The sequence below is a fragment of the Bradyrhizobium sp. MOS002 genome, from assembly GCF_003020115.1.
In the GTDB taxonomy this organism is placed as follows: Bacteria; Pseudomonadota; Alphaproteobacteria; order Rhizobiales; family Xanthobacteraceae; genus Bradyrhizobium.
Map to the genome: position 1 here is coordinate 1 of NZ_PYFX01000021.1, position 23,427 is coordinate 23,427.

Below are 23,427 nucleotides of genomic sequence, written 5' to 3' on the forward strand. Positions count from 1 at the left end.
CATCCGGCTTCTCGACGAAGCGCGCGACGGCGTGCACCTCGCCGGAGATGACCTCGCCCGGGCTGATATAGCCGTATTCGGTCGCCGGCCGTTCCGGCTTGACGCCGAACGTGACGATGCGCCCGGCGCTCGCGGCGGTGAGACCTTCACGGCAGGCCGCGACGAAGGCGGCATTGTCCTGCACCACGTGGTCGGCGGCGAGCGCGAGCACGATCGCCTCACTCGAACGGTTCTGTGCGAACACCGCGCCGGCGGCGATCGCAGGGCCGGAATCGCGCCGCATCGGCTCCAGGATCACGTCGGCCTCGATGCCGATCTCGGCGAGCTGCTCCAGCACCATGAAGCGGTAGGAGGCGTTGGTGATGACGATCGGGCGATCGAACAGCGAGGCCTCCGAGACGCGCAACAGCGTGTCCTGGAAGGTCGAGCGCGTGCCGAACAGCGGCAGGAACTGCTTGGGGCGCACCTCGCGCGAAGCCGGCCACAGCCGCGTTCCGGCACCGCCGCACATGATCAGGGGGATAATGCGTTTGTCCATCGTCATTTCAAACCTTGAAGTCGTTCCGATACCAGGTGACAAAATTACGAGCTCCGTGCGCGATCGGCGTTAACGGTGCCAAGCCGGCGGCGCGCATCAGATCCTCGACATCCGCGAACGTTTCCAAAAGGTCTCTCGGCAGCAATTCTTTGATCGCCATCCGACCCAGCTCCGGCTCCAGAACTCCGACGACGTGCATCAGCTCTTCCGGGTGGTGGTTGCCGACATTGTAGACCTTAGACGGCGCATTTGCGGCAGCCGGATGGTCTGCGGGCAGGCAATCGTTCAGCTTGGACACGACACGGGACACGTCGTCAACATAGATGAAGTCGCGACACATTTTGCCACGATTAAAGAGCCGGATCGGCCTGTCGGCCATGATGGGACTTGCGAAGTCGATGAAATCGGCGGCACCCGTCACCAATTTCGCCTGATCCCTCATCCTGTTCCCAAGGATCGCTTCGCTCGATCTGTCGTCCGCGGCGCCTCTTTAGCCTCCGCATCCACGGGGCCGCAATAGCTCCGCCGCCCCGCATGCGGGCTCCTGATCACCGCTATTGCAAGATCGGCGCCAAAACCATACCAAAGCTGCCGAATTCGGCGCTTCGCGTCGCGTTGCTTCAAAAACCCTTGTTCATGCGGACGAAATGCGCGGAATCCTGCTGTCGACGGCCAAGATCCTGATTTCCGGAGCGCTGCTGTATCTGGCGCTGCGCAAGGTCGATCTGTCCGAACTGTTTTCGCGCTTCACCGTGACCAGCCTGTTCTGGATCGGCTTGGCGATCGCCGTCACGTTCCTGCAAATCTTCGTCGGGGTGTTGCGCTGGCGCGAGGTCAGCGGCGCATGCGGCGCGCCGCTCGAGCTCGGCCGTGCAATGCGCTACAACGTGATCGGCGCCTTCTTCAACCAGACCCTGCCATCCGCTATCGGCGGCGATGCGGTCCGGCTGTGGCTGGTGGCGCGTGCCGGCGCCGGATGGCGCGCGGCGACCTACTCGATCTTCGTCGATCGCGCAATCGGACTGATCGCACTTGCGATTCTCATCGTCGCGAGCCTGCCCTGGAGCTACAATCTCATCACCGACCCGCACGGGCGCTCGGCGCTGGTGCTGGTCGATCTTGCGGCGCTCGCGGGCGGCCTCGGCTTCCTGGTTTTCGGCGCGCTGAGATGGTCGTGGCTGAAGACCTGGTGGGCCACGCATCACCTCCACGCCTGTGCGGTGATCGCCCTCCGCGTGATCTTCAACGGGACGCGCGGACTGATCATCGCCATCCTGTCGTTCGTCGTTCACGTGCTTGCCGTCGTCATAGCCTGGTGCGTGGTGCAGTCGATTGCTGCACCGGTTAGCTTTGGCCAGATTTTCCTACTTCTCCCGCCGGTCATGCTGATCACCTTAATGCCCATCTCAATCGCCGGTTGGGGCGTGCGCGAGGCCACCATGGGGCTGGCTTTCGGCTTTGCCGGGCTCGCAGCGAACGAAGGCGTCAACGTCTCGCTTCTGTTCGGCGCCGTCTCGTTCATCGTGGGCGCGTTCGGCGGCCTCGTTTGGATTCTCAGCGCCGAGAAAGCCGCGCAGGGGTCCGCGCCGCTCGGGGTGCCGGAGTGAGTCCTGCCAGCGACGCTCTCGGCGCCCTGCCGATACTGATTGCCGTTGGGGGGGCTGCGCTGACGTCGGCGCTCGTCACCTGGACCAGCCGCCCCCTGCTCCAGCGCTATGCGCTGGCGCGGCCGAACGCGCGATCCTCACATCGCATTCTGACCCCGCAGGGCGCGGGCATTGCCGTGATCGCCGCCACGCTCGTCGTGGCTTCGGTCTGGGCGGTCTGGGCGGGCATCGAAATCCCGCCGGCGCTCATCGGTGCGACGGTCCTGATCGCGCTGGTCGGATTCGCCGACGACGTCGTCACGCTGCCGGTCCTCGTGCGGCTCGTGCTGCAAGCCGCCGCCGTCGCAGCGGTCGTGTTCACCGCGCCGGAGACCGCGCGAGTCGTGCCGGCGCTACCGTTTCCGCTGGAGCGCGGCCTCCTCCTGCTCGGTGGGGTCTGGTTCGTGAACCTTGTCAACTTCATGGACGGGCTCGACCTGATGACGGCCGCCGAAGTCGTTCCGGTCACCGCGGCGCTGCTGCTGTTGGGAATTAATGGCGACTTGTCGTGGCCCGCGGCACTGATCGCCACCGCCCTTTGCGGCGCCATGCTCGGCTTTGTGCCGTTCAACCGACCGGTCGCAAAGGTGTTCCTGGGCGATGTCGGCAGCCTGCCGATCGGCCTCCTGCTCGGCTGGTGCCTGCTGGAGCTCGCCTGGCGCGGGCACCCGGCCGCGGCCCTGTTGCTACCGGCTTACTATCTTGCGGATTCCACGCTAACCTTGCTCCGCCGCATTGTGCGGCGCGAACAATTCTGGTCGGCACATCGCACCCATTTCTACCAGCGCGCCACCGACAATGGGTTCACAGTCCGGCGGGTGATTGGCGAGGTGTTCGCTCTCAATCTCGTGCTTTCGCTGCTTGCTGTCGTCGCCGTTCGTGCCGGTGTGACGACGATCACGATGCTCGCGCTGCTGGCAGGCGCGATCGCAGTCGGATTCGTGCTGCGACGGTTCTCGCTTCCTCAGGTGTCCTGAACCGACGGTGCAAGCCGCAAGCCCTCGTTGACGCTGCCCTGCGGCTGCCCCCTTGGTCCCGATAGCCTTGACGTTGAACTCGAACGAGCCGATCAAGCTTTCGTGCCTTTCCTGCGGCCCATCACAATGAGCAGCGCTAAGCGGCTCCGGCTGCATGCCGAACAACCCAAGAGTTTGACCTGAGCCCCAAGGTTCATCCAGCGATGGGCGCCGACTGCCTCGAAGTTTTCGAGTACGGTCAGCTGGATTTCAGAACATAGATTTGACCACGACCTCGACGACCTTCCCTTCCGGGCTGCGCACGCACGGAGAGTCGCCCTCGCAGAACCTCCGCGATGCAGTGCGATGGGGGACGCCACACGAAGGGTCGGGAGCTGAGTGGCGCGAGTGACCTCCGCCGCGGTGGTGCTCGGATCGGGCGGCTAACTCTGATTCGCGACGACGATGCCGCCTCCAGACTACGTGGTCAGGCTGCGGTGGACCCAAATTCGGGGACGGCATCCTTCAAGATCTTCCTGATTGTGGCGCGGTCGTTGCGCGCGATCGCCTGGTCGAGCGCCGCAATCCATTTACGAAGGGTTTCCATCGGCAGCTCGTTCGGTTGCGCTACCATGATACCGGAAATCCCAACTTCGCGGGTCGGCTCTTCTGAGGCGAACAGGACCTCGTGCAGCCGCTCGCCCGGTCGCATGCCCGTGAACACGATCTCGATGTCGTGGCCGGGCTGTAGGCCGGAGAGACGGATCATACGCTCGGCAAGATCAACGATCTTGACCGGCTGGCCCATGTTGAGGACGTACACCGAGACATCCGACCGCGCCGTCCCGATAGCGTGCGCCGCCGCTGCAATGACGAGATCGCATGCCTCGCGGATAGTCATGAAGTAGCGGACCATGTCAGGATGCGTCACCGTTACGGGTCCGCCCGCCTCGATCTGGGCCTTGAACTTCGGCACCACCGAGCCGTTCGACGCCAGCACATTGCCGAACCGGACAGAAATCAGCCGCATCGGTGGCTTAGCTTCGCCGCTCGCTGCCGCAAGGTCGTGATCGAGCGCCTGGCAATACATCTCCGCGAAGCGCTTGGTGAGGCCGAGCATCGACACCGGCTCGATCGCCTTGTCCGTCGAGATCATCACCATGGCTTCGGCCCCGGCAGCATGGGCGGCGTCGGCGACGTTAATCGAGCCAAAGATGTTCGTTTTGACCCCCTCGCTCCAGTCGCGCTCGAGGATCGGCACGTGCTTGAGCGCTGCGCTATGAAACACGATGTCCGGCCTGAACTCGGCCATCAGGCGCATGATGCGCTCCCGGTCGCGGATGTCGGCGATCCTGCCTTCGATCGCAGCGGCGGTGCCGTGCGCGGTCAGTGCTTCGGTGATGGCGTAGAGCGCCGGCTCGGAGTTTTCCAGAATGAGCAGACGCGCCGCGCCGAAGATGACCGCGCGTTCGCAGATTTCGGAACCGATCGAGCCACCGCCGCCCGTGACAATCACCGCCTTGCCCTTGATCAACGCTTCCAGCCGCGCATAGTCGATCTTCTCGCTCGGCCGCAGCAGGAGGTCCTCGACAGCGATTGCGGTGAGCCGCGGCGTCTCTCCGGACTCCAGCGAGGGCATGCGGCTGACGATCACACCTAACTTGCGCGCCCGCATCAGGATCGATTCCGGATGGGCCTCCGGCTCGAATGCCGACGGGGTCATTACAAGGCGGACGATCGCCTTTTTGCGCTTGGCGAAATCGGCGACGACGTCCTCGACGTCATCGATGCCGCCCAGAACCGGCACGTTGCGGATGAGCTGGCCGAGATCGGCGCGCGAGGACGACAATATGCCGACTGGCCAGATCCGCTTGATGGCCCCGCTTTCGATCCCGCGCAACAGCACCTCAGCATCCGCGGCACGGCCGATCAGCAGCGTCGGCGCGGCGTCCTCGGTGCGTGCTTGACGTCGCACACGCGTGTAGCGGAAGTGGCGATAGGCCATGCGCGAGGCGCTGAGAAAACTGATTTCAAGGAACCAGTAGAGGACGATCGTCACCTTGCCGAGAAAGAAGGCGCCGCGGACGTTGGGGGCGACGAAGATGTAGTCGAGCACCAGCAGGGCGACCGTTAACACACTGGCGACGCGGATGATGTTGAGCGCATCCGGAAGCGAGATGAAGCGCCACTTCGTCGTGGTCAGGTTAAACACGAAGAACACGACCACGCTGAAGGCGAGGAAGTAAGGGAGGATCTGGAACAACAGCAGCAGACGGTCGTAGAAGCCTTCGCCTCCTTCGAAGCGCAGATAGAAGGCGACGAACAGCGCCGCCGTGGTCGCTAGCAGGTCGTGGAGCGCGATCAGAAAATTGCGCAAGGTGAGATGCGAAAGACGCGTCATTCTCTGACCGATGAATATCCCGTTAGGTGCAACTTGACCGCGCTGATAGCTGATCTTGACAAGACTTGCCAGCCGCCGGGGCCGTTCAGGAACCGGCTTCCCCCACATTCGCGGCCGCCTGTTGGGCGCGGATCACCATGCCGCCGGCAACCCCGACGCCGATGACGTACATCCAGCCCTCGTGGAAATCGAACAGGTGTGAGTTGAACAGCGAGGTGAAGATGTTCTGCACGACGACAAGAAGGCCGACCCAATTGGCAAGCCCGTCGCCACGAAACAGGAGAAGATGGCGGATCCAGATCGCGTACAGGAGGACGATGCCAATGCCCCCCCATTGTACTGCGACATTCAATGTCTGGTTGTGTGGATTGCCGATCACCTCCGCCGAGGCCAGGTGCTGTCCGCCGGGTGTCGCGACCCGCTCGAACAGTCCGCGCGTAGAGCCCGTACCGTGCCCCACGATCGGCGCCTCGACGAAGAAGCGGAGAGATTTTCGCCAAAACTCGAGCCGCAAGCCCGCTGAGGTCGGCTCGCCCTTTTCTACATAGCGCGTGTACTCATCGGCAAACCTGTCGGCGGTCTTTCGCAATTGCGGCGAGGCCTGCCAGGCGAGAAAGGCGCCGGCGAGCAGGACAACGGGAATGATGGCGATGCTGCGTCCCTTCAGGTGAAGGAGCGCGAACACTCCCAAAAGGATCGGAACGGTCACGAGCGCGGTGCGCGACACAACCACGAAAGCCATGTTGACGAAGAAGCTCAACGCAATCGCCACCAGCAGACCGGCGAACCAGTAGCGCTGCTCCCGCAGCAGTTTCACGATTGGGTAGGCGAGCGTCACCGCGCAGAGTGTGAATTCCTGGCTCTGGTCGATGTAGTTCTTGACGAAGATGCCGCGCTCGAGGGGATCATAGGGCTTCAGCGACAGGCTAGGATAGAAGGCCACCAGCCACGACATCACCGATAGCAGCGCGCAAGACGTCAGGAACGCGATGAACATCCAGTTGCCGCGCGGCGAGCGCTCGAAATGGTACAGCAACACGGGAATTACGAGCAGCTTGATGGTCGGATTAACCGCATAGATGCGCGCGCCCCAGGCCGCATCCGACCACAGCGTTCCCGCTAGCGCGAGCAGGACCAGCGCGATCGGCGCCGCGCAGATCGGACGTTTCAGCGATTGCAGGAAAGCACGGACGTCGAGAAACGGCACCATGCAGAGGAGCATCAAGGCGTTGAAGATCCCCGCAAGCGAGGTCGACCAGGGCAGCGAGGCCACGGTGAGGATCGCGAATAGGTCGACCGTCTCGCCCCAGGCCGCCGGGCTGCGCAGGCGCCGCGACAGCATCTGGCCAGGCGTCTCCCGGGCCAGCGTAGTCACTTGCCGCCTCCCCGCGCGCGATGGACCAGCGCCGTCGTGCTGAAACCCTGCAGGATATCGACCAGCACGACCGTCCCGCCCGCAGCCTCGACGACCTCGTGGCCGACGACCTGCTCGCGCGTGTAATCGCCCCCTTTGATCAGCGCGCTCGGCGTGATGCGGGTGATCAGGTCGATCGGCGTGTCCTCATCGAAAATTACGACGAGATCGACGGCTTCGAGCGCCGCCAGCACTTCCGCACGCGCTCGCTCGTCCTGAACGGGGCGGTCGGCGCCCTTCAGCCGCCCTACCGAGGCGTCGCTGTTCAGGCCCACGATTAGGCGGTCGCAGGCGGAGCGCGCCGCTGTCAGCACCTTGACGTGGCCGGGATGCAGGATGTCGAAGCAGCCATTGGTGAAGCCGACGCGCTGGCCTTGCTTCTTCCATTCCGCGAGCTGCACGTCGAGCGCGCCGGGCTCGAGCACGATCTTCTCCTCGGCCGCGAGATAGGCATGCGGCATTATCTTTCGCTTCAGCTCGGCCGCACTCACGCTGGCGGTGCCCTGCTTGCCGACCGCGACGGCGGCCGCGGCACTGGCCATGCGCAGCGCCGTGTCCCAGTCCGCGCCTGTGGCAAGCGACACCGCGAGTGCCGCGGCAACGGTGTCGCCGGCGCCGGAGACGTCGCGCACCTTGACCGGAAACGCCGGAACGTGAACGGCCTCGCCGTTGCGCGGCACCAGCGTCATGCCGTGCTCGCCTTGGGTGACCAGGATCGCTTCGCAATCCGCGAGCCGCATCACGTCCTCGCTGGCATCGACGATGCTCTGCGGCGTGTCGGCGCGGCTTCGGGTCGCTTCTGAAAATTCCTTGCGATTGGGCGTGAGCAGCGTGGCACCGCGATAGATCGCCCAGTTCAGGCTTTTGGGATCGACGATCACGGGCTTGCCGAGTTTTCGCGCGGCGTCGATGGTGTGGCGGATGACGCGGGCGGTCAGCACGCCCTTGGCGTAGTCGGACAGCAGCACGATGTCGGCGCGCGCGATCTGCGGCAGGATCGCTTCGATCAGCTTGGTCTCGATCGTATCGGAAGCAGGCTGTGCCTGCTCCCAATCCGCACGCAGCATGTGCGTGGCAAAATGCTCGGAGACGAAACGGACTTTTCGCGTGGTCGGACGCGAGGGATCGCACACCAGCACGCTTTCGATTGCGCCCTGCTCCGCAAGCGACGAGGCGAGCTGCCTGCCCGCCTCGTCCTCGCCGACGAGGCCGACGAAGATGCAGCGCGCGCCGAGCGCGGCCACGTTGCGCGCGACATTGCCGGCGCCGCCGATATGGATCTCGCTGCGCTGCGCCGCGATGACAGGCGCCGGCGCTTCCGGCGATATCCGCGACACCTCGCCATAGACGAACTCGTCCAGCATGATGTCGCCGATGCACAGCACCGTGCGGCCCGAGATGGCTTGCGCGAGGGCATCGAAATCCAGAATGGGCGTCGGCATGGTGATGGGCCTCAACGGAAGCGGTCGGGCCGGTCGAGATAATCCCCGACATAGGCCTTCACCGCGTCCTCAAGCGTCGTGAAACCGCCATTGTAGCCTGCGCGGTGGAGGCGATCGACCTCGCTCTGGGTGAAGTACTGGTAGCTGGCGCGGATCTGCTCGGGCATGTCGATGTACTCGATGTTGGGGCTGGCGCCGAGCGCAGCATAGGCCGCCAGCATCAGATCCCTGAAGCTGCGCGCCTCACCGGTACCCACATTGAAGATGCCCGACACCGACGGCGTCGCCAGCAGCCACATGATGACGCGCACGACGTCCTCGACATAGATGAAATCGCGGCGCTGATCGCCATCGGCAATGCCCTCGCGATGCGACTTGAACAATTGCACGACGCGGCCCGCTTTGACGTCGTCGAAGCGGCGCGCCAACACGCTCATCATCGAGCCCTTGTGGTATTCGTTCGGGCCGAACACGTTGAAGAATTTCAGCCCGGCCCATTGCGGCGGCAGCTTCTCGCCGTTCGCTGCGCGCTCGGCGATGGCAAGATCGAACAGGTGCTTGCTCCAGCCGTACAGATTCATCGGCCGCAGTTTCTTCAACGCAGCTACCGAGGCATCGTCGTCAAATCCTGCCTCGCCGTCGCCATAGGTCGCCGCCGAGGAGGCGTAGATCAACGGCGCCGCGTTCGCCGTGCACCAGTCCAGGAGACGCATCGACAGGCGGAAATTGGTCTCGAACACCAGGTCGCCGTCGGTCGCCGTGGTCGCCGAAATCGCCCCGAGATGGATCACGGCATCGAGCTTGCGGCCCTTCAGCCAGTCCGGCAGCTCAGCCGGCGGGACGATATCCACAAGCCGCCGCTTGGCGAGGTTGCGCCATTTGCCCTCGTTGCCAAGGAAATCGCAGACCACGACGTCGCTGCGACCGCCCTCGTTCAGCGCGGCGAGGACATTCGATCCGATAAAACCGGCCCCGCCGGTCACCAGCAACATTCCAACTTCCCCGCCAGATCTTGCCTGCCCGAAGTTTTGCGGCCCCGGTTCTGCCCTAGCGCATGATCCGCCAAAGTGTAAGCGGTTTTGGGATTGCCGCTCAGCCGCTTTACCTGCCGGCCCGGAGCGGCTAACCGAACCGTCACATCAGCGCATTCCGGCCCTATTAACGAATGAACCAAGATTCGCAGCTTAGTGGCGAGACAGATCGGGGCGACACGCGCCCGATCCTGATCGTCCCCTACATGTGGATCGGCGATTTCGTCCGAAATCACACCGTCGTGCGGGTCCTCAATGAGCGCTGGCCGAACCGGCCGGTCGATCTGCTCACAACCTCCTTATGCGCGCCCTTGGTCGATTATATGCCGGGCGTGCGCGAAGCGATCGTCTGGGACCTGCCGCGCGGCCGGCTCGCCGTAGGCCGCCAGCTCGGCCTGGCGAAGCTCCTGCGAGAGCGAAACTACGGCACCGCCCTGGTGCTACCCCGGACCTGGAAGGCCGCCATTGCGCCCGCTTTGGCCGGGATTCCGGACAGGGTCGGCTTCGTCGGCGAGTTCCGGTTTGGCCTGCTCAATCGCTGGCGGCGGGGCGAGAAGAAGCTGCCCCGCTTCATCGACAAGAACGCCGCCCTCGCCCAGCCCGATGGCGCCCCGCTGCCGGCGGAATGGCCGGTGCCGCAGTTGCGGGTTCCGGCCGAGGACATCGTCCGCTGGCGGCAGGCCAACGGCCTCAGCGCAGGCGCCGCGGTGGCCTTGGCTCCCGGCTCGGTCGGCGCTTCAAAGCGCTGGACCTATTATCCGGAAGCCGCCCGTTTGCTCGCCGGGCGCGGCCTCGAGGTCTGGGTGGTCGGCGGCCCCGGAGAAAAGGACCTGGCCCAGGAGATCGTCGGGGCCGGCGGCGCCGGGGTGCGAGACCTCACCGGCGATGATCTGCGCAACGGCGTGCTGGCCATGGCTGCGGCCGGCGTCGCAATCTCCAACGATTCCGGCCTGATGCACATCGCAGCCGCCCTGGGCACGCCGACCATGGGTATTTTCGGACCGACCAGCCCCAGTCTCTGGGCCCCCCTCAACGGCCTCGCCGCGACCGTGGTCCAGGACAAGACCGTGCTCACCTGCCAACCCTGCCAGAGCACGATCTGCAGGATGAACGACCACCGCTGCATGCGTGACATCGCGGCGCAGGACGTGGTCGAGATCGCAAGAGACGTGCTTGCGAGGACGCAGGGACTTGGAAATGTCTGACGGCCGCGCGGCGAAGCCCGCCGCATTCCTCGATCGCGACGGCGTCATCAATCGTGACGATGGCTATATCGGCACGCAAGACCGCATCCGCTGGATGCCCAACGTTGCCAGGGCCATTCGCCGCCTCAACGAGGCCGGCTATTGGGTATTCGTCTTCACCAACCAGTCCGGCGTCGCGCGCGGCCTCTTCACCGAAGCCGATGTGAATCGGCTGCACGGCTGGATGCGCGACGAGCTCGCCCGCGACGGCGCGCGGATCGATGACGCCCGCTTCTGTCCATACCATCCGCAAGGAACGGTCGCCGGCTACATCGAAGAGCATGATTGGCGCAAGCCCGCACCCGGTATGTTGCGCGATCTCGTCGAGCACTGGCCGGTGCAACTCAACGGCAGCTTCGTAATCGGAGATCAGGCCCGGGACATCGAGGCCGGGAAGGCGCTCGGACTGCCGGGCTTTCTCTTTCCAGGCGGCGACCTCGACGCGTTCGTGACCGAGGTGCTCGCCCGGACCAAGCGACCGTAGACCGCGGCGATCCGGCGGGACATCGAGTCGAGAAAGAACGTCAACCGGGTGCCGTGCCGGAATGTATCCCCGGGGGTCGCGCACAATCTGCAACGCCATCTACTTGCAGTGTCTCGTCCGACGGCGCAAACAAGTTCATAAATCCGCAGTTGCATTGCAATGGCCGCCAAGCCATTGATTCCGCTGCCCGGCTAGTGCATGGGGATATGTTTTCTCCGCTCAGAACAGTGGCCGATAGACGTCACCGATCCGGGCTGCCTCGGCATCGAGGCTGAATCGTTCGAGCACCCGTGCCCGCCCGCGCTCGCCCATCGCGATCGCGGTAGCCACGTCGCGCATCAGCGGTTCGACCGCTGCTGCCAGCGCATCCGCGTCACCGGTCGGGATCAGCACGCCGGTCACGCCATCCTCGACCACGAGTTCGGCCGCGCCGGCGCGCGCGGCGACCAGCGCGCTGCCGGCCGCCATCGCCTCGATCAACGTCAGGCCAAAACCTTCGTTGCGGGAGGTGAAGGCGTAGATCGTCAGCCGCTGGTACCAGCGCTGCACTTGCTCAATCGGCAATTCGCCGGTGATGACGATCCGCGGTTGCAGGCCGGCTGCTTCTATCCGCTTTTTCAGCTCGTTCGCGAAGGACGCTTGCTCGGTCGTGACCTGGCCGACGATAACGGCGGTGAAATCGGGATAGCGCGGCAGCAACCGACACATCGCGTCAACGAATACGTCGGTGCCCTTCTGCGCGCGCACGCGGCCGAAGCAGCCGATCGCGTAGCGGCCCGGCAGCGCGGCTTCCGCGAAGGCTGCAGTGCGGTCGAGCGGCGGCGCATAGACAGCGGTGTCGACGCCATGCGGAATGACCGTCGCCTTCACCTTCAGGAACGAGGCCGAAAGATCTGATGTCGCGATGATCGCGTCCATGCGCCGGATCAGCCAGCGCGTGATCCAGCTATGATGGCGCTGCGCCGCCGAGGTGAAGACGAGCTTGAGCGGCCAGCCGAGCGCGCGCAACAGCACACCCGCGATCATCTCGTTGTTGCGGCGCGCGTGCCAGATCACCGGCGCCTTGCGGCGCCACAACCTCAGGAGATCGGCACCGCCCAGGCGCGCGATCCCCTCCGGCGCGTCGGAGCCGAACCACGCGGCGCGAAACAGCTTTGCCATCCGGGGCGCCACCATCCGGTTGGTCGCGGTGACCCCGGAATAGCGCCTGTGCAGATTTGGCACGATCACTTCGAGATCGCTTGGGGAATTCGCCACGCCACGCTCCGTTTCGAAAGTCCCTATACGCAACATTAAGCATAGTGACCAGTTCAGCCGTGCCGATACCCACTCTTCACCACGTAAACGTTAGCCTGGAGCGTTGATCGAAGACAGGTGAGATCATGACTGTGCTTGTCACCGGCGGTGCCGGCTATATCGGAAGCCACACGGTTCTGGCGCTGGCGGAAGCCGGCGAGGACGTCGTCGTGATCGACGATCTCTCGACGGGTTTCTCGGCCTATCTGCCCGAAGGCGTGCCGCTGTTCATTGGCGATGCCGGCGACGAGAACCTGCTCGAATGCGTGATCGCCCAGCACAACATCGAGAGCATCATCCATTTCGCCGGTTCGGTCGTGGTGCCGGACTCGATGCGCGATCCGCTCGGCTACTACCGCAACAACTTCACGACCGCGCGCAACCTGCTCAATGTCGCAGTCAAGCGCGGCATTGGCCGCTTCATCTTCTCCTCAACCGCAGCGGTCTACGGCGATCCGGACCAGGTTCCGGTGCCCGAGCATGCGCCGACACGGCCGCTGTCGCCCTACGGTTCGTCGAAGCTGATGACCGAGATCATGCTGCACGACGTCGCCGCCGCCTACGGCATGCAATACGTGACCTTGCGCTATTTCAACGTTGCGGGTGCCGACCCGCAGGCCCGCATCGGCCTTGCCACCGTCGGCGCCACGCATTTACTCAAGATCGCGGTGGAAGCAGCGACCGGCCAGCGCGCCAAGCTCGACGTGTTCGGCACCGACTATCCGACCCAGGACGGCAGCTGCATTCGCGACTTCATCCATGTTACGGACCTGTCGCAGGCGCATCGCTCCGCGCTCGCCTATTTGCGCAACGGCGGCGCGTCGACAACGCTAAATTGCGGCTATGGCCGAGGCTATTCGGTGCTGGAGACCATCGACGCAGTGCGCCGTGTCTCGGGCCGCAGCTTCGCCGTGCAATACGCCCCGCGCCGGCCAGGCGACATCATGACCATGGTCGCCGACACCAGCCGTATCCGCGGCCTGCTCGACTGGAAGCCGCAATACGACGACCTCGAAACCATCGCAGCCCATGCGCTGGCGTGGGAGGACAAGCTGTTCCGCGAGCGTCACGGCGAGCTCCGCCACGCCGCCTCGGCCTAGATTCCATCCGGGCGCAATCCCTAATTGGGCTTGAAAAGCGCTGGCTTAGCGGGCACAGAGGCCGTTCGATCCCTGACGCGCGGGCAGGCTTATTCTTGTGCCGTCAATGGACTGCGGATGGCCCAGTTTCCAAAGAAAATCACCGACGATCCCTATGCGGCAGCGGTGCTGATTCGCCGCCTGGTCACGGAACAGGGGATCCTCTACTGGCGGCGCTACCTCGTCGCCTTCGCGCTGATGGCGCTTGCCGCCGGATCGACCGCGGGCGCGACCTACGTGCTCGGCCAGGTCATCAACCAGGCCTATGTCGACAAGAACATCCCGGGCATCGCCATGTTCTCGGGCATCACCGTGATCCTGCTCTTCATCAAGGGCGTGGCGACCTACGGCCACATGGTGATCCTGACCAAGATCTCCAACGCCATCCTCGCCACCAACCAGCGCCAGCTGTTCGCCAAGCTGATGCGCGAGAGCGTCGGATTCTTCTCCGAGCGGCATTCGTCGGAATTTCTGGCGCGGCTGACGGCCGGCGCGAAGTCCATCACCGATGTCCTCAACATGCTGGTTAATGCGGTCGGGCGCGACCTCATGATGCTGCTCGCCATGATCGGCGTGATGGTGTGGCAGGATCCGGTGATGTCGTTCATCGGCCTCGTCGCCGTGCCGCCGGCGATGCTGGTGCTGCGCAAGCTGGTCAAGCGCATCAAGGGCCTCGCCTACAACCAGTTCACCGGCACCGCCGACATCCTGGAGACGATGCAGGAATCGCTGCAGGGCATCCGCACGGTGAAAGCGTTCACGCTCGAAGACACCATGCAGACCCGCATCGACGAGAACATCGCGATCGTCGAGCGCAACGCCAACAAGATGGCCCGCGTCGCCAACCGCTCCAATCCGCTGATGGAGATGCTCGGCGGCTTCGCGGTCGCCGGCTGCCTGCTCTATGGCGGCTATAGCGTGGTCGCGCTAAACGCCACGCCGGGCGCGTTCTTTTCCTTCATGACCGCCTTCCTGATGGCGACCGAGCCGGCCAAGCGGCTGGCGCGGCTCAACATCGACCTCAACAGCCAGCTCGTCGGCGCTCGCATGCTGCTCGAAGTCGTCGACAGCCCTGCGAGCGAATATTCCGACGACGACAAGCCGACGTTGAAACTGTCGACTGCACGCATCGAGCTGCGTGACGTCAGCTTCTCCTATCGCAACGGTGAGACCGTCCTCAACCGCATGAGTTTTGTTGCCGAGCCCGGCAAGGTCACCGCGCTGGTCGGCCCCTCCGGCGGTGGCAAATCGACCGTGCTGGCCTTGCTGCTGCGATTCCACGAGGTGACGCAGGGCGACATCGTGATCGACGGCCAGTCGATCGGCGCCGTCTCGCGAAAATCGCTGCGGACACAGACCGCCTATGTCGGCCAGGACGTCTATCTGTTCCGCGACACCATCCGCAGCAACATCGCCTTCGGCCGGCCGGGCGCAACCGAAGCACAAATCATCGATGCTGCGAAAGCTGCCTGCGCGCATGATTTCATCATGAGCTTCCCCCTCGGCTACGACACGCCCGTCGGCGAGCACGGCACGCAGCTGTCCGGCGGCCAGCGCCAGCGCATCGCGGTCGCGCGCGCGCTGATCAAGAACGCGCCGATCATCCTGCTCGACGAAGCCACCGCCGCGCTCGATTCCGAGTCCGAGCGGCAGGTGCAGGAGGCGATCGAGCATCTCTGCCACAACCGCACCACCATCGTGATCGCGCATCGCCTGCACACCATCATGCACGCCGATGCGATCCTGGTGGTCGAGGGCGGCGAGATCGTCGAGCAGGGCCGGCATGACGAGTTGCTCCGCCGGGGCGGACGCTATGCCTCGTTTTTCCGCCTGCAACATCACGACGCCGGTGCTCTGGCGCCGATCAGCGCAACCGCATAGAGTTTCCTTCACCTCAAGAGCAACGAGATCGCACTATGAACGCCGCCTCCTACGTCATCCCGCTTCCGACCCAGGCTTCGCTTCCCGTCGTCGGGGAAAGCGGCCGTTATCCCGTGCGCCGCATCTGGTGCGTCGGCCGCAACTATCTCGAGCACATCCGCGAGATGGGCAATGACGAGCGCGCCCCGCCGTTCTTCTTCGCCAAGCACGCCGACATGCTGGTGCCCGACGGCGCCACCATCCCCTATCCGCCGCTGACAAAGGACTTGCATCACGAGGTCGAGCTGATCGTCGCGATGAAGAGCGGCGGCCTCAACATTCCCGCCGACAGGGCGCTCGACCATGTCTACGGCTATGCCGTCGGCATCGATTTGACCCGACGGGACCTCCAGATCGCCTCGCGCAAGAAGGAGCGTCCGTGGGAGGTCGGCAAGTCGTTCGACTATTCGGCGCCTTGCTCCGCAGTGCAGCCGGCATCGAAGATCGGCCACCCCGCCAAGGGCAAGATCTGGCTCACGGTCAACGGCAAGGAAGCGCAGAAGGGCGACCTCACCGAGCTGATCTGGAACGTGCCTGAGATCATTTGGCAGCTCTCGCAGCAGGTGAAGCTCGCCGCCGGCGACATCATCATGACGGGCACGCCGGCCGGCGTGTCGCAGCTCCAGCCCGGCGACAAGCTCGAATGCGGCGTCGATGGCGTTGGCACGCTGAAGGTGAGCATCGGTCAACCGGAATAAGGCTCACGGCGGCTCTAGATAAAAAGGCCCCGGGCATGTCCGGGGCCTTTTGCATCTCGATGGCGGACGATACTACCAGGCCTTCACCGGCCGATTGGCGTGGCTTGTCTGCGGCACACCGCGATTGAGCGACATGTGCGAATGCACGCACAGCCAACCATCGCCATGTCTTGAAAACACCATCGTGGCCCGGCCGGGGCGTGAAAACGCGCTGCCGTCGGGATGATAGCCCGTGCTCGTCCACGGCACGATCACGGTCGCTATCGTGCCATCGGACGATGCCAGGATCGAGGTCTGGTCGATCACGAAACGGAAGTCGGACGTCTTCGGCCAGACGTTGTCCCATTGTGTCGAGACCCATTGATCGAGACCTGGGATGACGTCGTTGTGCGTGCCGAACGCCAGCACGTCTGGATGGAGGAGCGGCCGCGCCGAAGCATAGTCGACCTCCCGGACATAACCCGCGAAAGTTTCCAGCCACGCGCGGAAGAATTGCACCAGCTCAGTGTTCGCAACTGGCAACCGGGCCATTGCCTGCTCCATGTTTGACCGCTCAATCAGGCAATCTTGTTGCCATGGGGCGAACCGTCCAGCAAGATATGCGGAGAGCACCGGTGGAGTTCGGTCGACGAACCGGGCCGATTCGTGGAGCCAGACTCATGAGACGCCTTCTCCTGCTTGCAGCCACGCTTGTCGTCTCGTGCAACGTTGCCAGCGCGCAGTCTAGTCAGCCCTATGCTGGCCTAAAGCATCGCCCGATCAAGGCGCTGTCGCACCAGCAGATAGACGATCTTCGAGCCGGACGTGGCATGGGCCTGGCGCTTGCCGCCGAGCTCAATGGGTATCCCGGTCCAAGCCATGTTCTTGAGTTCGGTGATCGGCTTGATCTGACCGCCGATCAGCGCATCCAGGTTCAGCGCCTCTTCGATGCCATGAAGCAAGAGGCGGTCCCACTGGGTAACAAGCTGGTCCAGCAGGAAGCGGAGTTGGACCGGCTCTTCTCCGCCCGCATCGTGACTTCGGAGTCACTCAAGGCGGCGCCGCTGCCATTTCGGAAACCCAGGCACTGCTCCGCGAAAGCCACCTCAAATATCATCTGTCGACAACCGCCTTGCTCGACCGGAGCCAGATGCACCGATACGCGGAGCTGCGAGGTTACCAACGTCCTGATGGCTCCGAAGGACACAAGCACCATCACTAGACGCGGTCATCGCAGCGCCGACAGCACGATGAGGCCGAGGATCAGCGCCGTCAGCCCATAGCGTCGGAAGGTGTCGGTCAGATGCCTCTGCACATCAGGTCGCTGCTCGTTGGCGCACGCCTTCAAACACAGCGCATAGCGGGAGTGGTCATCGACCATGGTTAGCGGATGGCAACGCCTTCCGTCGGCAAGCGGCATGTGGCCCTTGAAGTCCATCTGCCAGAGTTGATTGGGCGCGTCCCTCTCGAATCGGTGGCCTGAAGGGCTCGGCGCGGCTTTCTCGCTCGGCTTGATCCGTTCGTTCCGGCACAGGATCCGATGCACTGTGGAGGGCACCGGTACGGTCTGGCCGCCGCGCTTCAGGCAATGGGCAATCTTGCGCGCTCCCCAAGCCGGATGCTTGTCACGCACAGCCAGAACCCGCGCCTCGACCTCAGGCACGCTCCGCTTGGGCATGCTCTTGGGCCGGCGCAACTGATCCGCCAGTTCATGATCTCCAGCCTGCCAACGCCGCAGCCATTTGTAGCCCCACATCAGGACTGATCCCGAACCGCCGGCACAACTCCCGCCGGTTCGCCCCTTCCTGCAACGCAAGCCGCACAAACTCCCGTCGCTGATCCATCACCGACACCTCGTTCCAGGGCATGGAAGGCCTCCCGAATCGACCATTCCAGCCCAGTTTGATGTGTCAGCTATGTCTCCGAACACCTGTCAGTGATCTGTCCGGTCTAAACAGTTCCCCGGTGATCCAGCCGGGAACGTGATCTATCCCGACGCGGCCCGAGCGGCAAGATATTCGCCGGTGGGTTGCAATCGCGCTCGGAGATCAAGACTGGGAACTTGAGGACCGAGCGAGCCGAATCAGACCCGTGACAGGGCCTGAAGACCCTTGAAGGTCAGGCGCTTCGGGTCGGTGACGCCGGCGAGATACAGGCGGCGGATGAACGCGATGACGGCGTCACGGTCGCAATCGGTCAGCGCGACGACGGCGTCGACCGCGATTCTCTGGGCTTCCATTGGGCTCACCTCGGCCTTGCAAGTAACCCCGGCCGAGACAGGCTAGGACTCCGCGGTTAATCCGGCGTTAACCGTTCGGGCAGCATGGCCGATTCACCCGACCTGCCGTATACGCAAAACAACGCATTGCCCGTGCGCGCAGCGGCTCACCGGGCACTGATGCCCTTCTTGAGCTGAGCAAACTGCTTCTTCAGCCGCGGCACTGCAAAGTCCGTGAAGGTCCGCACCTTCGGCACCGAGAGCCGGCCCTGCGGACAGATCAAATGCGCGGGCATCTCGGGATCCTCGTCGCCGGCAAGGACGATCTCGAGCTCGCCGCGCGCGACCTGCTCACCCACCTGGTACGAATACATTCGCGCCACACCGCGGCCGGCGACGGCCGAGGCCACCGCCGCATAGGTGCTGTTGACGACGAGGCGCGGGCTGAATTGCACCGTGCGGGCAGCCGACGAGCCGGCCTGCGGCGCAAAGGTCCAGGAATTGGGAAGGTGCGCCATCGCGACGATCTGGTGCTTGGCGAGGTCGCCGGGCTCGGTGATGCGCGGGTGCTGCTTCAGATAGCGCGGTGATGCCACCACGACGCGGCTGATCTCGCCGACCCGCATCGCGACCATTGCCGAATCCGCGAGATGACCGATGCGAAGCGCGACGTCGACCCCCTCCTCGATCAGATTGACCGCGCGATCGAACAGCAGGAGTTTTGCGGAGACGGTCGGATAGGCATCGAGAAACGCATCGAGGATCGGCCGCAGCACCATCTCACCCGACACCACGGGGGCAGTGATCGTGAGCAGGCCGCGGGGGGCCGTGCGCGGCCCGGCTGCGATGTCGTCGGCCTCCTCCAGCTCGGTTAGCACGCGCCGACAGACCGCGACATAGCGCTCGCCCTCCTCGCTCAGCTTGATCGAACGTGTAGTCCGGTGCAGCAGCTCGGCACCGACCCGCTGCTCCAGGAAAGCAATGGCGCGGCTGACCGCCGCCGGCGAACGGCCAAGCTTGCGGCCCGCAGCCGCGAGGCTGCCCTCGTCCACCGCAAGGACGAACACCTTCATCGCATCCAGACGATCCATGCGCCTCCCACACCCCGACGTCCGACTGCAAGCTAGGCGTTTGCTCCTGCCGCGACAACCACCGCCGGGCGCCGGTCCGGCATTCGTTCGCGCCGCGAAAGAGTGTCTGCCGGACAGCGCATATTCGCAGCCAGCCCACCACGGCGTACCTCACGCATCAAGCCAGCCGCTGCTGGTTCTGAAAGCCAATAACAGGAGCCCACCATGGGTATCGAACAGAAGGTTGCCATCATCACCGGTGCTTCGCAGGGCATCGGCGCTGCGCTGGTCCAGGGTTTTCGCGATCGCAACTATCGTGTCGTCGCGACGGCACGCTCAATCAAGCCGTCGGGCGATGACGATGTCCTCGCCGTTCCCGGCGACATCTCCGAGAGGGCCACGGCCGAGCGCGTGGTCTCCCAAGCCATCGCCCGCTTCGGCCGTGTCGACACGCTGGTCAACAACGCCGGCATTTTCGTCGCAAAGCCGTTCACGCAGTACACGGCGGAGGACTATGCGGCGGTGATGGGCACTAACGTCGCAGGCTTCTTCCACGTCACGCAGCTCGCCATCGCCGAGATGGAGAAGCAGGGGTCGGGCCATGTCGTCCAGATCACGACCACGCTGGTCGACCAGGCCAATTCGAACGTGCCCTCGGTGCTGGCCTCGCTGAGCAAGGGCGGGTTGAGCGCCGCGACCAGATCGCTCGCGATCGAATATGCCAAGCGCGGTATCCGCGTGAACGCGGTATCGCCCGGCATCATCAAGTCGCCGATGCACCCCGTCGCGACGCATGCCCAGCTCGATGCGCTGCATCCGGTCGGCCATATGGGCGAAGTGTCCGACATAGTCGATGCCTTGCTTTATCTCGAGGGCGCCTCCTTCGTCACCGGCGAGATACTGCATGTCGATGGCGGTCAGAGCGCCGGCCATTAGGCCAAGAGGAGAGACGACATGCCCATTGTGACCATTCAAGTGACTCGCGAAGGAACGACGCCGGGAACGGCCTCGCTCACGGCGGAGGAGAAGGCGGCGTTGATCAAGGGATCGAGCGAGCTCCTGCTCGACGTGCTCGGCAAGCCGCTCGATTCCACCTTTGTCGTGATCGAGGAAGTCGACCTCGAGAACTGGGGCTGGGGCGGCCTGCCTGTGCCGGAGTTCCGGCGGCGCCGCGCCGCCCGGACAGGATGATCCGCGCGCCATCGCGCGCGCGCAGGAGGATGACATGACCGAACTCAATGCAAATCGCAAGCACGATACCCGGCCGCAACGGCAGCCGGGAGCGGCATCACAAGCAGCTTCCCGGCAAACCTGGCGATATGCGGTGGCAGGATTGTCGGCATCGCTGGTCGGACTTGGCCTCGCGCGTTTTGCGTACACACCCTTGATCCCGGCCCTGATCGCCGCGAAATGGTTCGGCGCGTCAGACGTCGTCTATCTCGGTGCCGCGAACCTGGCCGGCTATCTCGCCGGCGCGCTCGCGGCGCAGGCCGTGGCCGCGCGCATCGGCGCCGTCCGTGCCGTGCGGGCGATGATGTTGCTCGCCACCCTCTCCTTTTTTGCCAGTTCAACCCCGGTGTCGTTCACCTGGTTTTTCGCCTGGCGCTTCCTGTCGGGGCTCACCGGGGGAATCATCATGGTGCTGGCGGCCTCCGTCATTCTGCCGCATATCTCGGCCGCGAGGCGCGGCATCGTCGGCGGCGTGATCTTTGCGGGCGTCGGGCTCGGCGTCGCCGCTTCGGGTACGCTGGTGCCGCTGTTGCTGCAGCAAGGGTTGCAACAGAGTTGGTATGGCCTTGGCGTGCTCTCGGGCACGCTCACGCTGGTGAGTTGGTGGAACTGGCCTGCTGAGGTCAAGGCCGATACCGTGCCATTGTATCGCGCGAAGCACGCCCACGCTTCGCCTGTTGTTCGCGGCTTGCTCGTCCAATACGGCCTCAACGCGGTGGCGCTGGTGCCGCACATGGTGTTCATCGTCGACTTTGTCGCGCGCGGCCTCGGCCAGGGTATCGCCGCGGGATCGCACTACTGGGTGCTCTATGGCCTTGGCGCAATCGTCGGCCCGCTGGTCACCGGTCATCTCGGCGACCGCGCGGGATTTGGACCCGCGCTACGGGCCGCCTTCCTGATCGAAGCGGCCGCCGTGCTGCTCCCGACCCTCAGTACGGCGCCTCTCTCGCTGATCGTGTCGAGCGTGGTGGTCGGCGGCTTCACACCCGGCATCGTACCGCTCGTGCTCGGACGCATCCACGAGCTGGTCTTAAATTCTGCCGAGCAGCAGCGCACGACATGGAGCCATGCCACGACGAGCTTTGCGCTGTTCCAGGCGGCCGCGGCCTACGGCTTCTCCTGGATCTACGCGCAGACCGGCGGCGATTATCTCATCCTGTTCGCGCTGGGCGGCGGCGCCGTCGTGCTCGCACTCGCGATTGATCTTGCGCTGCCGCTTACCACGCGCAAAGCATAGAACGCCGAGGTCGTTGCGATCAGGAATATTGCATCACGCCGTCGTCGATCCGGCCGAACCGCAAGGAGACGATGTCGAGCGCGTAGTTCTGGAAGAGCCTCCACGGCTGCTTCGAACCTTGCTTCGGCATCTTCGCAACGGAGCGCTGCACATAACCCGAGGTGAAATCGAGCGACGGCTGGGCGGTAATCGTGGGATCGTCGTTATGCGGCATGCACTGCCGGAAATTGTGCCGGTCCATGTAGTTGATGAGCCGACAGACATACTCGCAGGTGAGGTCGCATTTCAGCGTCCATGATGCGTTTGTGTAGCCAAACGCGGAAGCCATGTTGGGCACGTCGGCATACATCATGCCCTTGTAGGTCAGCGTGCTGGCAAAATCGACGGCGCGGCCGTCGACGCTAACCTCCAACCCGCCGACCACCTGGAGCACCAGCCCCGTAGCAGTCACGACGATGTCCGCCTCAAGCTCGCTGCCGTCCTTCAGGCGGATACCGTCGTGCGTAAACGTGTCGATCTCTTTGGTGACCACCGAGGCGCGCTGCTCGCGGATCGCCTTGAACAGATCGCCATCCGGCACGAGGCAGAGCCGCTGGTCCCAGGGATTGTAGCGCGGCGTGAAATGGGTCGCGACGTCGTAGTCGGGGCCGAGCGCCATCTGGACGCCCTTGAGAACCAGCTCCTTCACCTTCGCAGGGCGGCGGCGACTGAGCTGGAAGAAGAACATCCCCCACATCACGTTGCGCCAGCGGATCAGGTGATAGGCAAGCCGCGTCGGCAGATTGCGCCGCAATTTGTTGGCGACGGGATCCTGCGCCGGGCGCGACACCACATAGGTCGGCGAGCGCTGGAGCATGGTGACCTGCGCGGCCGTCTTGGCGAGTTCCGGCACCAGCGTCACCGCGGTCGCGCCCGAGCCAATCACGACGACGCGCTTGCCGGCGCAGTCGATGTCGTCGGTTCACTTCTGCGGATGCACGATGCGGCCGGCGAAATCCGCGACGCCCGGAAACTCCGGCGTGTATCCTGCCTCGTATTTGTAATAGCCCGAGCACATGAACAGGAAATTGCAGGTGAAGCGCACGGTTTCGGTCGCGCCCTCGCCGGTGATGCGCTCGGCCTCGACGGCCCAGCGCGCCGCACTCGTCGACCACGCCGCACGCTTGACACGATGGTGGAAGCGGATGTGCTTCTCGATGCCGTTCTCGGCCGCGGTGTCGCGAACGTAGTTGAGGATTTGCGCGCCGTCGGCGATCGCCTTCGGATCGGTCCACGGCTTGAACGAATAGCCGAGCGTGAACATGTCGCTGTCGGAGCGGACGCCGGGATAGCGAAACAGATCCCAGGTGCCGCCGATGCAGTCGCGGCCTTCGAGAAGGACGTAGCTCTTGCCCGGGCATTTGGTCTGAAGATGGTAGCCCGCGCCGATGCCGGACAGGCCGGCACCGACGATCAGCACGTCGAAATGGTCTTGAGCCATTGTT

The 23,427-nt window shown here is 64.3% G+C and carries 21 protein-coding genes and 2 pseudogenes; 10 read left to right on the top strand and 13 right to left on the bottom strand.

Annotation, left to right across the window (positions count from 1 at the left end; translation table 11 throughout):
- On the bottom strand, positions 1-538 hold a 538-nt coding region (locus C7G41_RS32205), incomplete at its 3' end, for a sugar phosphate nucleotidyltransferase (protein ID WP_199198725.1).
- 7 nt (positions 539-545) lie between these two features.
- Positions 546-959 carry a hypothetical protein gene (locus C7G41_RS32210; protein WP_245446825.1) on the bottom strand — a complete coding sequence of 138 codons (414 nt, stop codon included), beginning with the start codon at positions 957-959 and terminating at the stop codon, positions 546-548.
- A gap of 226 nt (positions 960-1,185) precedes the next feature.
- Here C7G41_RS32210 and C7G41_RS32215 point away from each other — a divergent pair, with 226 nt between their 5' ends.
- Complete coding sequence (locus tag C7G41_RS32215) at positions 1,186-2,145, top strand: lysylphosphatidylglycerol synthase transmembrane domain-containing protein (protein WP_106946309.1); 960 nt, start codon at positions 1,186-1,188, stop codon at positions 2,143-2,145.
- Positions 2,142-3,161, top strand: a complete 1,020-nt coding sequence (locus tag C7G41_RS32220) for a glycosyltransferase family 4 protein (protein ID WP_106946310.1) — start codon at positions 2,142-2,144, stop codon at positions 3,159-3,161. The genes C7G41_RS32215 and C7G41_RS32220 overlap by 4 nt, the downstream gene beginning before the upstream one ends.
- Positions 3,162-3,627: 466 nt before the next feature.
- On the opposite strand, the gene C7G41_RS32225 is transcribed toward C7G41_RS32220, so the two are convergent.
- The 4 genes from C7G41_RS32225 to rfaD all read right to left on the bottom strand — a co-directional run bounded on the left by C7G41_RS32225 (position 3,628) and on the right by rfaD (position 9,389).
- Positions 3,628-5,541 (bottom strand): SDR family NAD(P)-dependent oxidoreductase, encoded by a 1,914-nt coding sequence (locus C7G41_RS32225; protein ID WP_199198726.1) that lies wholly within the window; start codon positions 5,539-5,541, stop codon positions 3,628-3,630.
- Positions 5,542-5,626: 85 nt separating this feature from the next.
- Positions 5,627-6,916: an O-antigen ligase gene (locus tag C7G41_RS32230; RefSeq protein WP_106946311.1), complete on the bottom strand. Its 1,290-nt coding sequence runs from the start codon at positions 6,914-6,916 to the stop codon at positions 5,627-5,629.
- On the bottom strand, positions 6,913-8,397 hold the full coding sequence (rfaE1, locus tag C7G41_RS32235; RefSeq protein ID WP_106946312.1) for a D-glycero-beta-D-manno-heptose-7-phosphate kinase: 1,485 nt from the start codon (positions 8,395-8,397) through the stop codon (positions 6,913-6,915). Before rfaE1 ends, C7G41_RS32230 begins: the two co-directional genes overlap by 4 nt.
- Positions 8,398-8,408: 11 nt before the next feature.
- The gene (rfaD, locus tag C7G41_RS32240) at positions 8,409-9,389 is read right to left on the bottom strand and encodes an ADP-glyceromanno-heptose 6-epimerase (protein ID WP_106946313.1); all 981 of its coding nucleotides are present in this window, start codon (positions 9,387-9,389) and stop codon (positions 8,409-8,411) included.
- A 173-nt stretch (positions 9,390-9,562) separates the two neighbouring features.
- Between rfaD and waaF the strand changes: the two genes are divergently transcribed.
- Together waaF and C7G41_RS32250 are read left to right on the top strand one after the other, a co-directional pair.
- Positions 9,563-10,633 carry a lipopolysaccharide heptosyltransferase II gene (gene waaF, locus C7G41_RS32245; protein WP_106946314.1) on the top strand — a complete coding sequence of 357 codons (1,071 nt, stop codon included), beginning with the start codon at positions 9,563-9,565 and terminating at the stop codon, positions 10,631-10,633.
- Entirely contained in the window at positions 10,626-11,156 is a 531-nt protein-coding gene (locus tag C7G41_RS32250) for an HAD-IIIA family hydrolase (protein WP_106946315.1), read from the top strand. The genes waaF and C7G41_RS32250 overlap by 8 nt, the downstream gene beginning before the upstream one ends.
- Before the next feature lie 219 nt (positions 11,157-11,375).
- Here C7G41_RS32250 and C7G41_RS32255 read toward each other — a convergent pair whose 3' ends face one another.
- The gene (locus C7G41_RS32255) at positions 11,376-12,413 is read right to left on the bottom strand and encodes a glycosyltransferase family 4 protein (protein WP_106946316.1); all 1,038 of its coding nucleotides are present in this window, start codon (positions 12,411-12,413) and stop codon (positions 11,376-11,378) included.
- Positions 12,414-12,538: 125 nt separating this feature from the next.
- Between C7G41_RS32255 and galE the strand changes: the two genes are divergently transcribed.
- The 3 genes from galE to C7G41_RS32270 all read left to right on the top strand — a co-directional run bounded on the left by galE (position 12,539) and on the right by C7G41_RS32270 (position 16,209).
- Positions 12,539-13,552: a UDP-glucose 4-epimerase GalE gene (gene galE / locus C7G41_RS32260; protein WP_106946317.1), complete on the top strand. Its 1,014-nt coding sequence runs from the start codon at positions 12,539-12,541 to the stop codon at positions 13,550-13,552.
- A gap of 117 nt (positions 13,553-13,669) precedes the next feature.
- Entirely contained in the window at positions 13,670-15,472 is a 1,803-nt protein-coding gene (locus C7G41_RS32265) for an ABC transporter ATP-binding protein (RefSeq protein WP_106946318.1), read from the top strand.
- Positions 15,473-15,507: 35 nt separating this feature from the next.
- Positions 15,508-16,209 (top strand): fumarylacetoacetate hydrolase family protein, encoded by a 702-nt coding sequence (locus C7G41_RS32270; RefSeq protein ID WP_106946319.1) that lies wholly within the window; start codon positions 15,508-15,510, stop codon positions 16,207-16,209.
- 72 nt (positions 16,210-16,281) lie between these two features.
- Here C7G41_RS32270 and C7G41_RS32275 read toward each other — a convergent pair whose 3' ends face one another.
- From C7G41_RS32275 to C7G41_RS32290, 5 genes and pseudogenes are all read right to left on the bottom strand, one after another.
- Positions 16,282-16,740 carry a nuclear transport factor 2 family protein gene (locus tag C7G41_RS32275; RefSeq protein ID WP_106946374.1) on the bottom strand — a complete coding sequence of 153 codons (459 nt, stop codon included), beginning with the start codon at positions 16,738-16,740 and terminating at the stop codon, positions 16,282-16,284.
- Positions 16,741-16,952: 212 nt separating this feature from the next.
- Positions 16,953-17,150, bottom strand: a complete 198-nt coding sequence (locus C7G41_RS37495) for a hypothetical protein (protein ID WP_158268063.1) — start codon at positions 17,148-17,150, stop codon at positions 16,953-16,955.
- A 311-nt stretch (positions 17,151-17,461) separates the two neighbouring features.
- Positions 17,462-18,056 (bottom strand): annotated as a pseudogene (locus C7G41_RS32285) (helix-turn-helix domain-containing protein); the annotation flags it as partial.
- A 215-nt stretch (positions 18,057-18,271) separates the two neighbouring features.
- Positions 18,272-18,427: a hypothetical protein gene (locus C7G41_RS38005; RefSeq protein ID WP_199198727.1), complete on the bottom strand. Its 156-nt coding sequence runs from the start codon at positions 18,425-18,427 to the stop codon at positions 18,272-18,274.
- A 146-nt stretch (positions 18,428-18,573) separates the two neighbouring features.
- Positions 18,574-19,497 (bottom strand): LysR family transcriptional regulator, encoded by a 924-nt coding sequence (locus C7G41_RS32290; protein ID WP_106946320.1) that lies wholly within the window; start codon positions 19,495-19,497, stop codon positions 18,574-18,576.
- 204 nt (positions 19,498-19,701) lie between these two features.
- On the opposite strand from C7G41_RS32290, the gene C7G41_RS32295 reads away from it, so the two are divergent.
- The 3 genes from C7G41_RS32295 to C7G41_RS32305 are packed head-to-tail and all read left to right on the top strand — an operon-like array spanning position 19,702 to position 21,943.
- Positions 19,702-20,412, top strand: coding sequence for an SDR family NAD(P)-dependent oxidoreductase (locus C7G41_RS32295; RefSeq protein WP_106946321.1), 711 nt, complete (start codon positions 19,702-19,704; stop codon positions 20,410-20,412).
- 18 nt (positions 20,413-20,430) lie between these two features.
- On the top strand, positions 20,431-20,667 hold the full coding sequence (locus C7G41_RS32300) for a 4-oxalocrotonate tautomerase family protein (protein ID WP_106946322.1): 237 nt from the start codon (positions 20,431-20,433) through the stop codon (positions 20,665-20,667).
- Positions 20,668-20,701: 34 nt separating this feature from the next.
- A complete protein-coding gene (locus tag C7G41_RS32305; RefSeq protein WP_106946323.1) occupies positions 20,702-21,943 on the top strand; it encodes a YbfB/YjiJ family MFS transporter in 1,242 nt (413 codons plus the stop codon).
- A 19-nt stretch (positions 21,944-21,962) separates the two neighbouring features.
- On the opposite strand, the pseudogene C7G41_RS32310 reads toward C7G41_RS32305, so the two are convergent.
- Positions 21,963-23,423 (bottom strand): annotated as a pseudogene (locus C7G41_RS32310) (flavin-containing monooxygenase).
- Between the last annotated feature and the right edge of the window lie 4 nt (positions 23,424-23,427).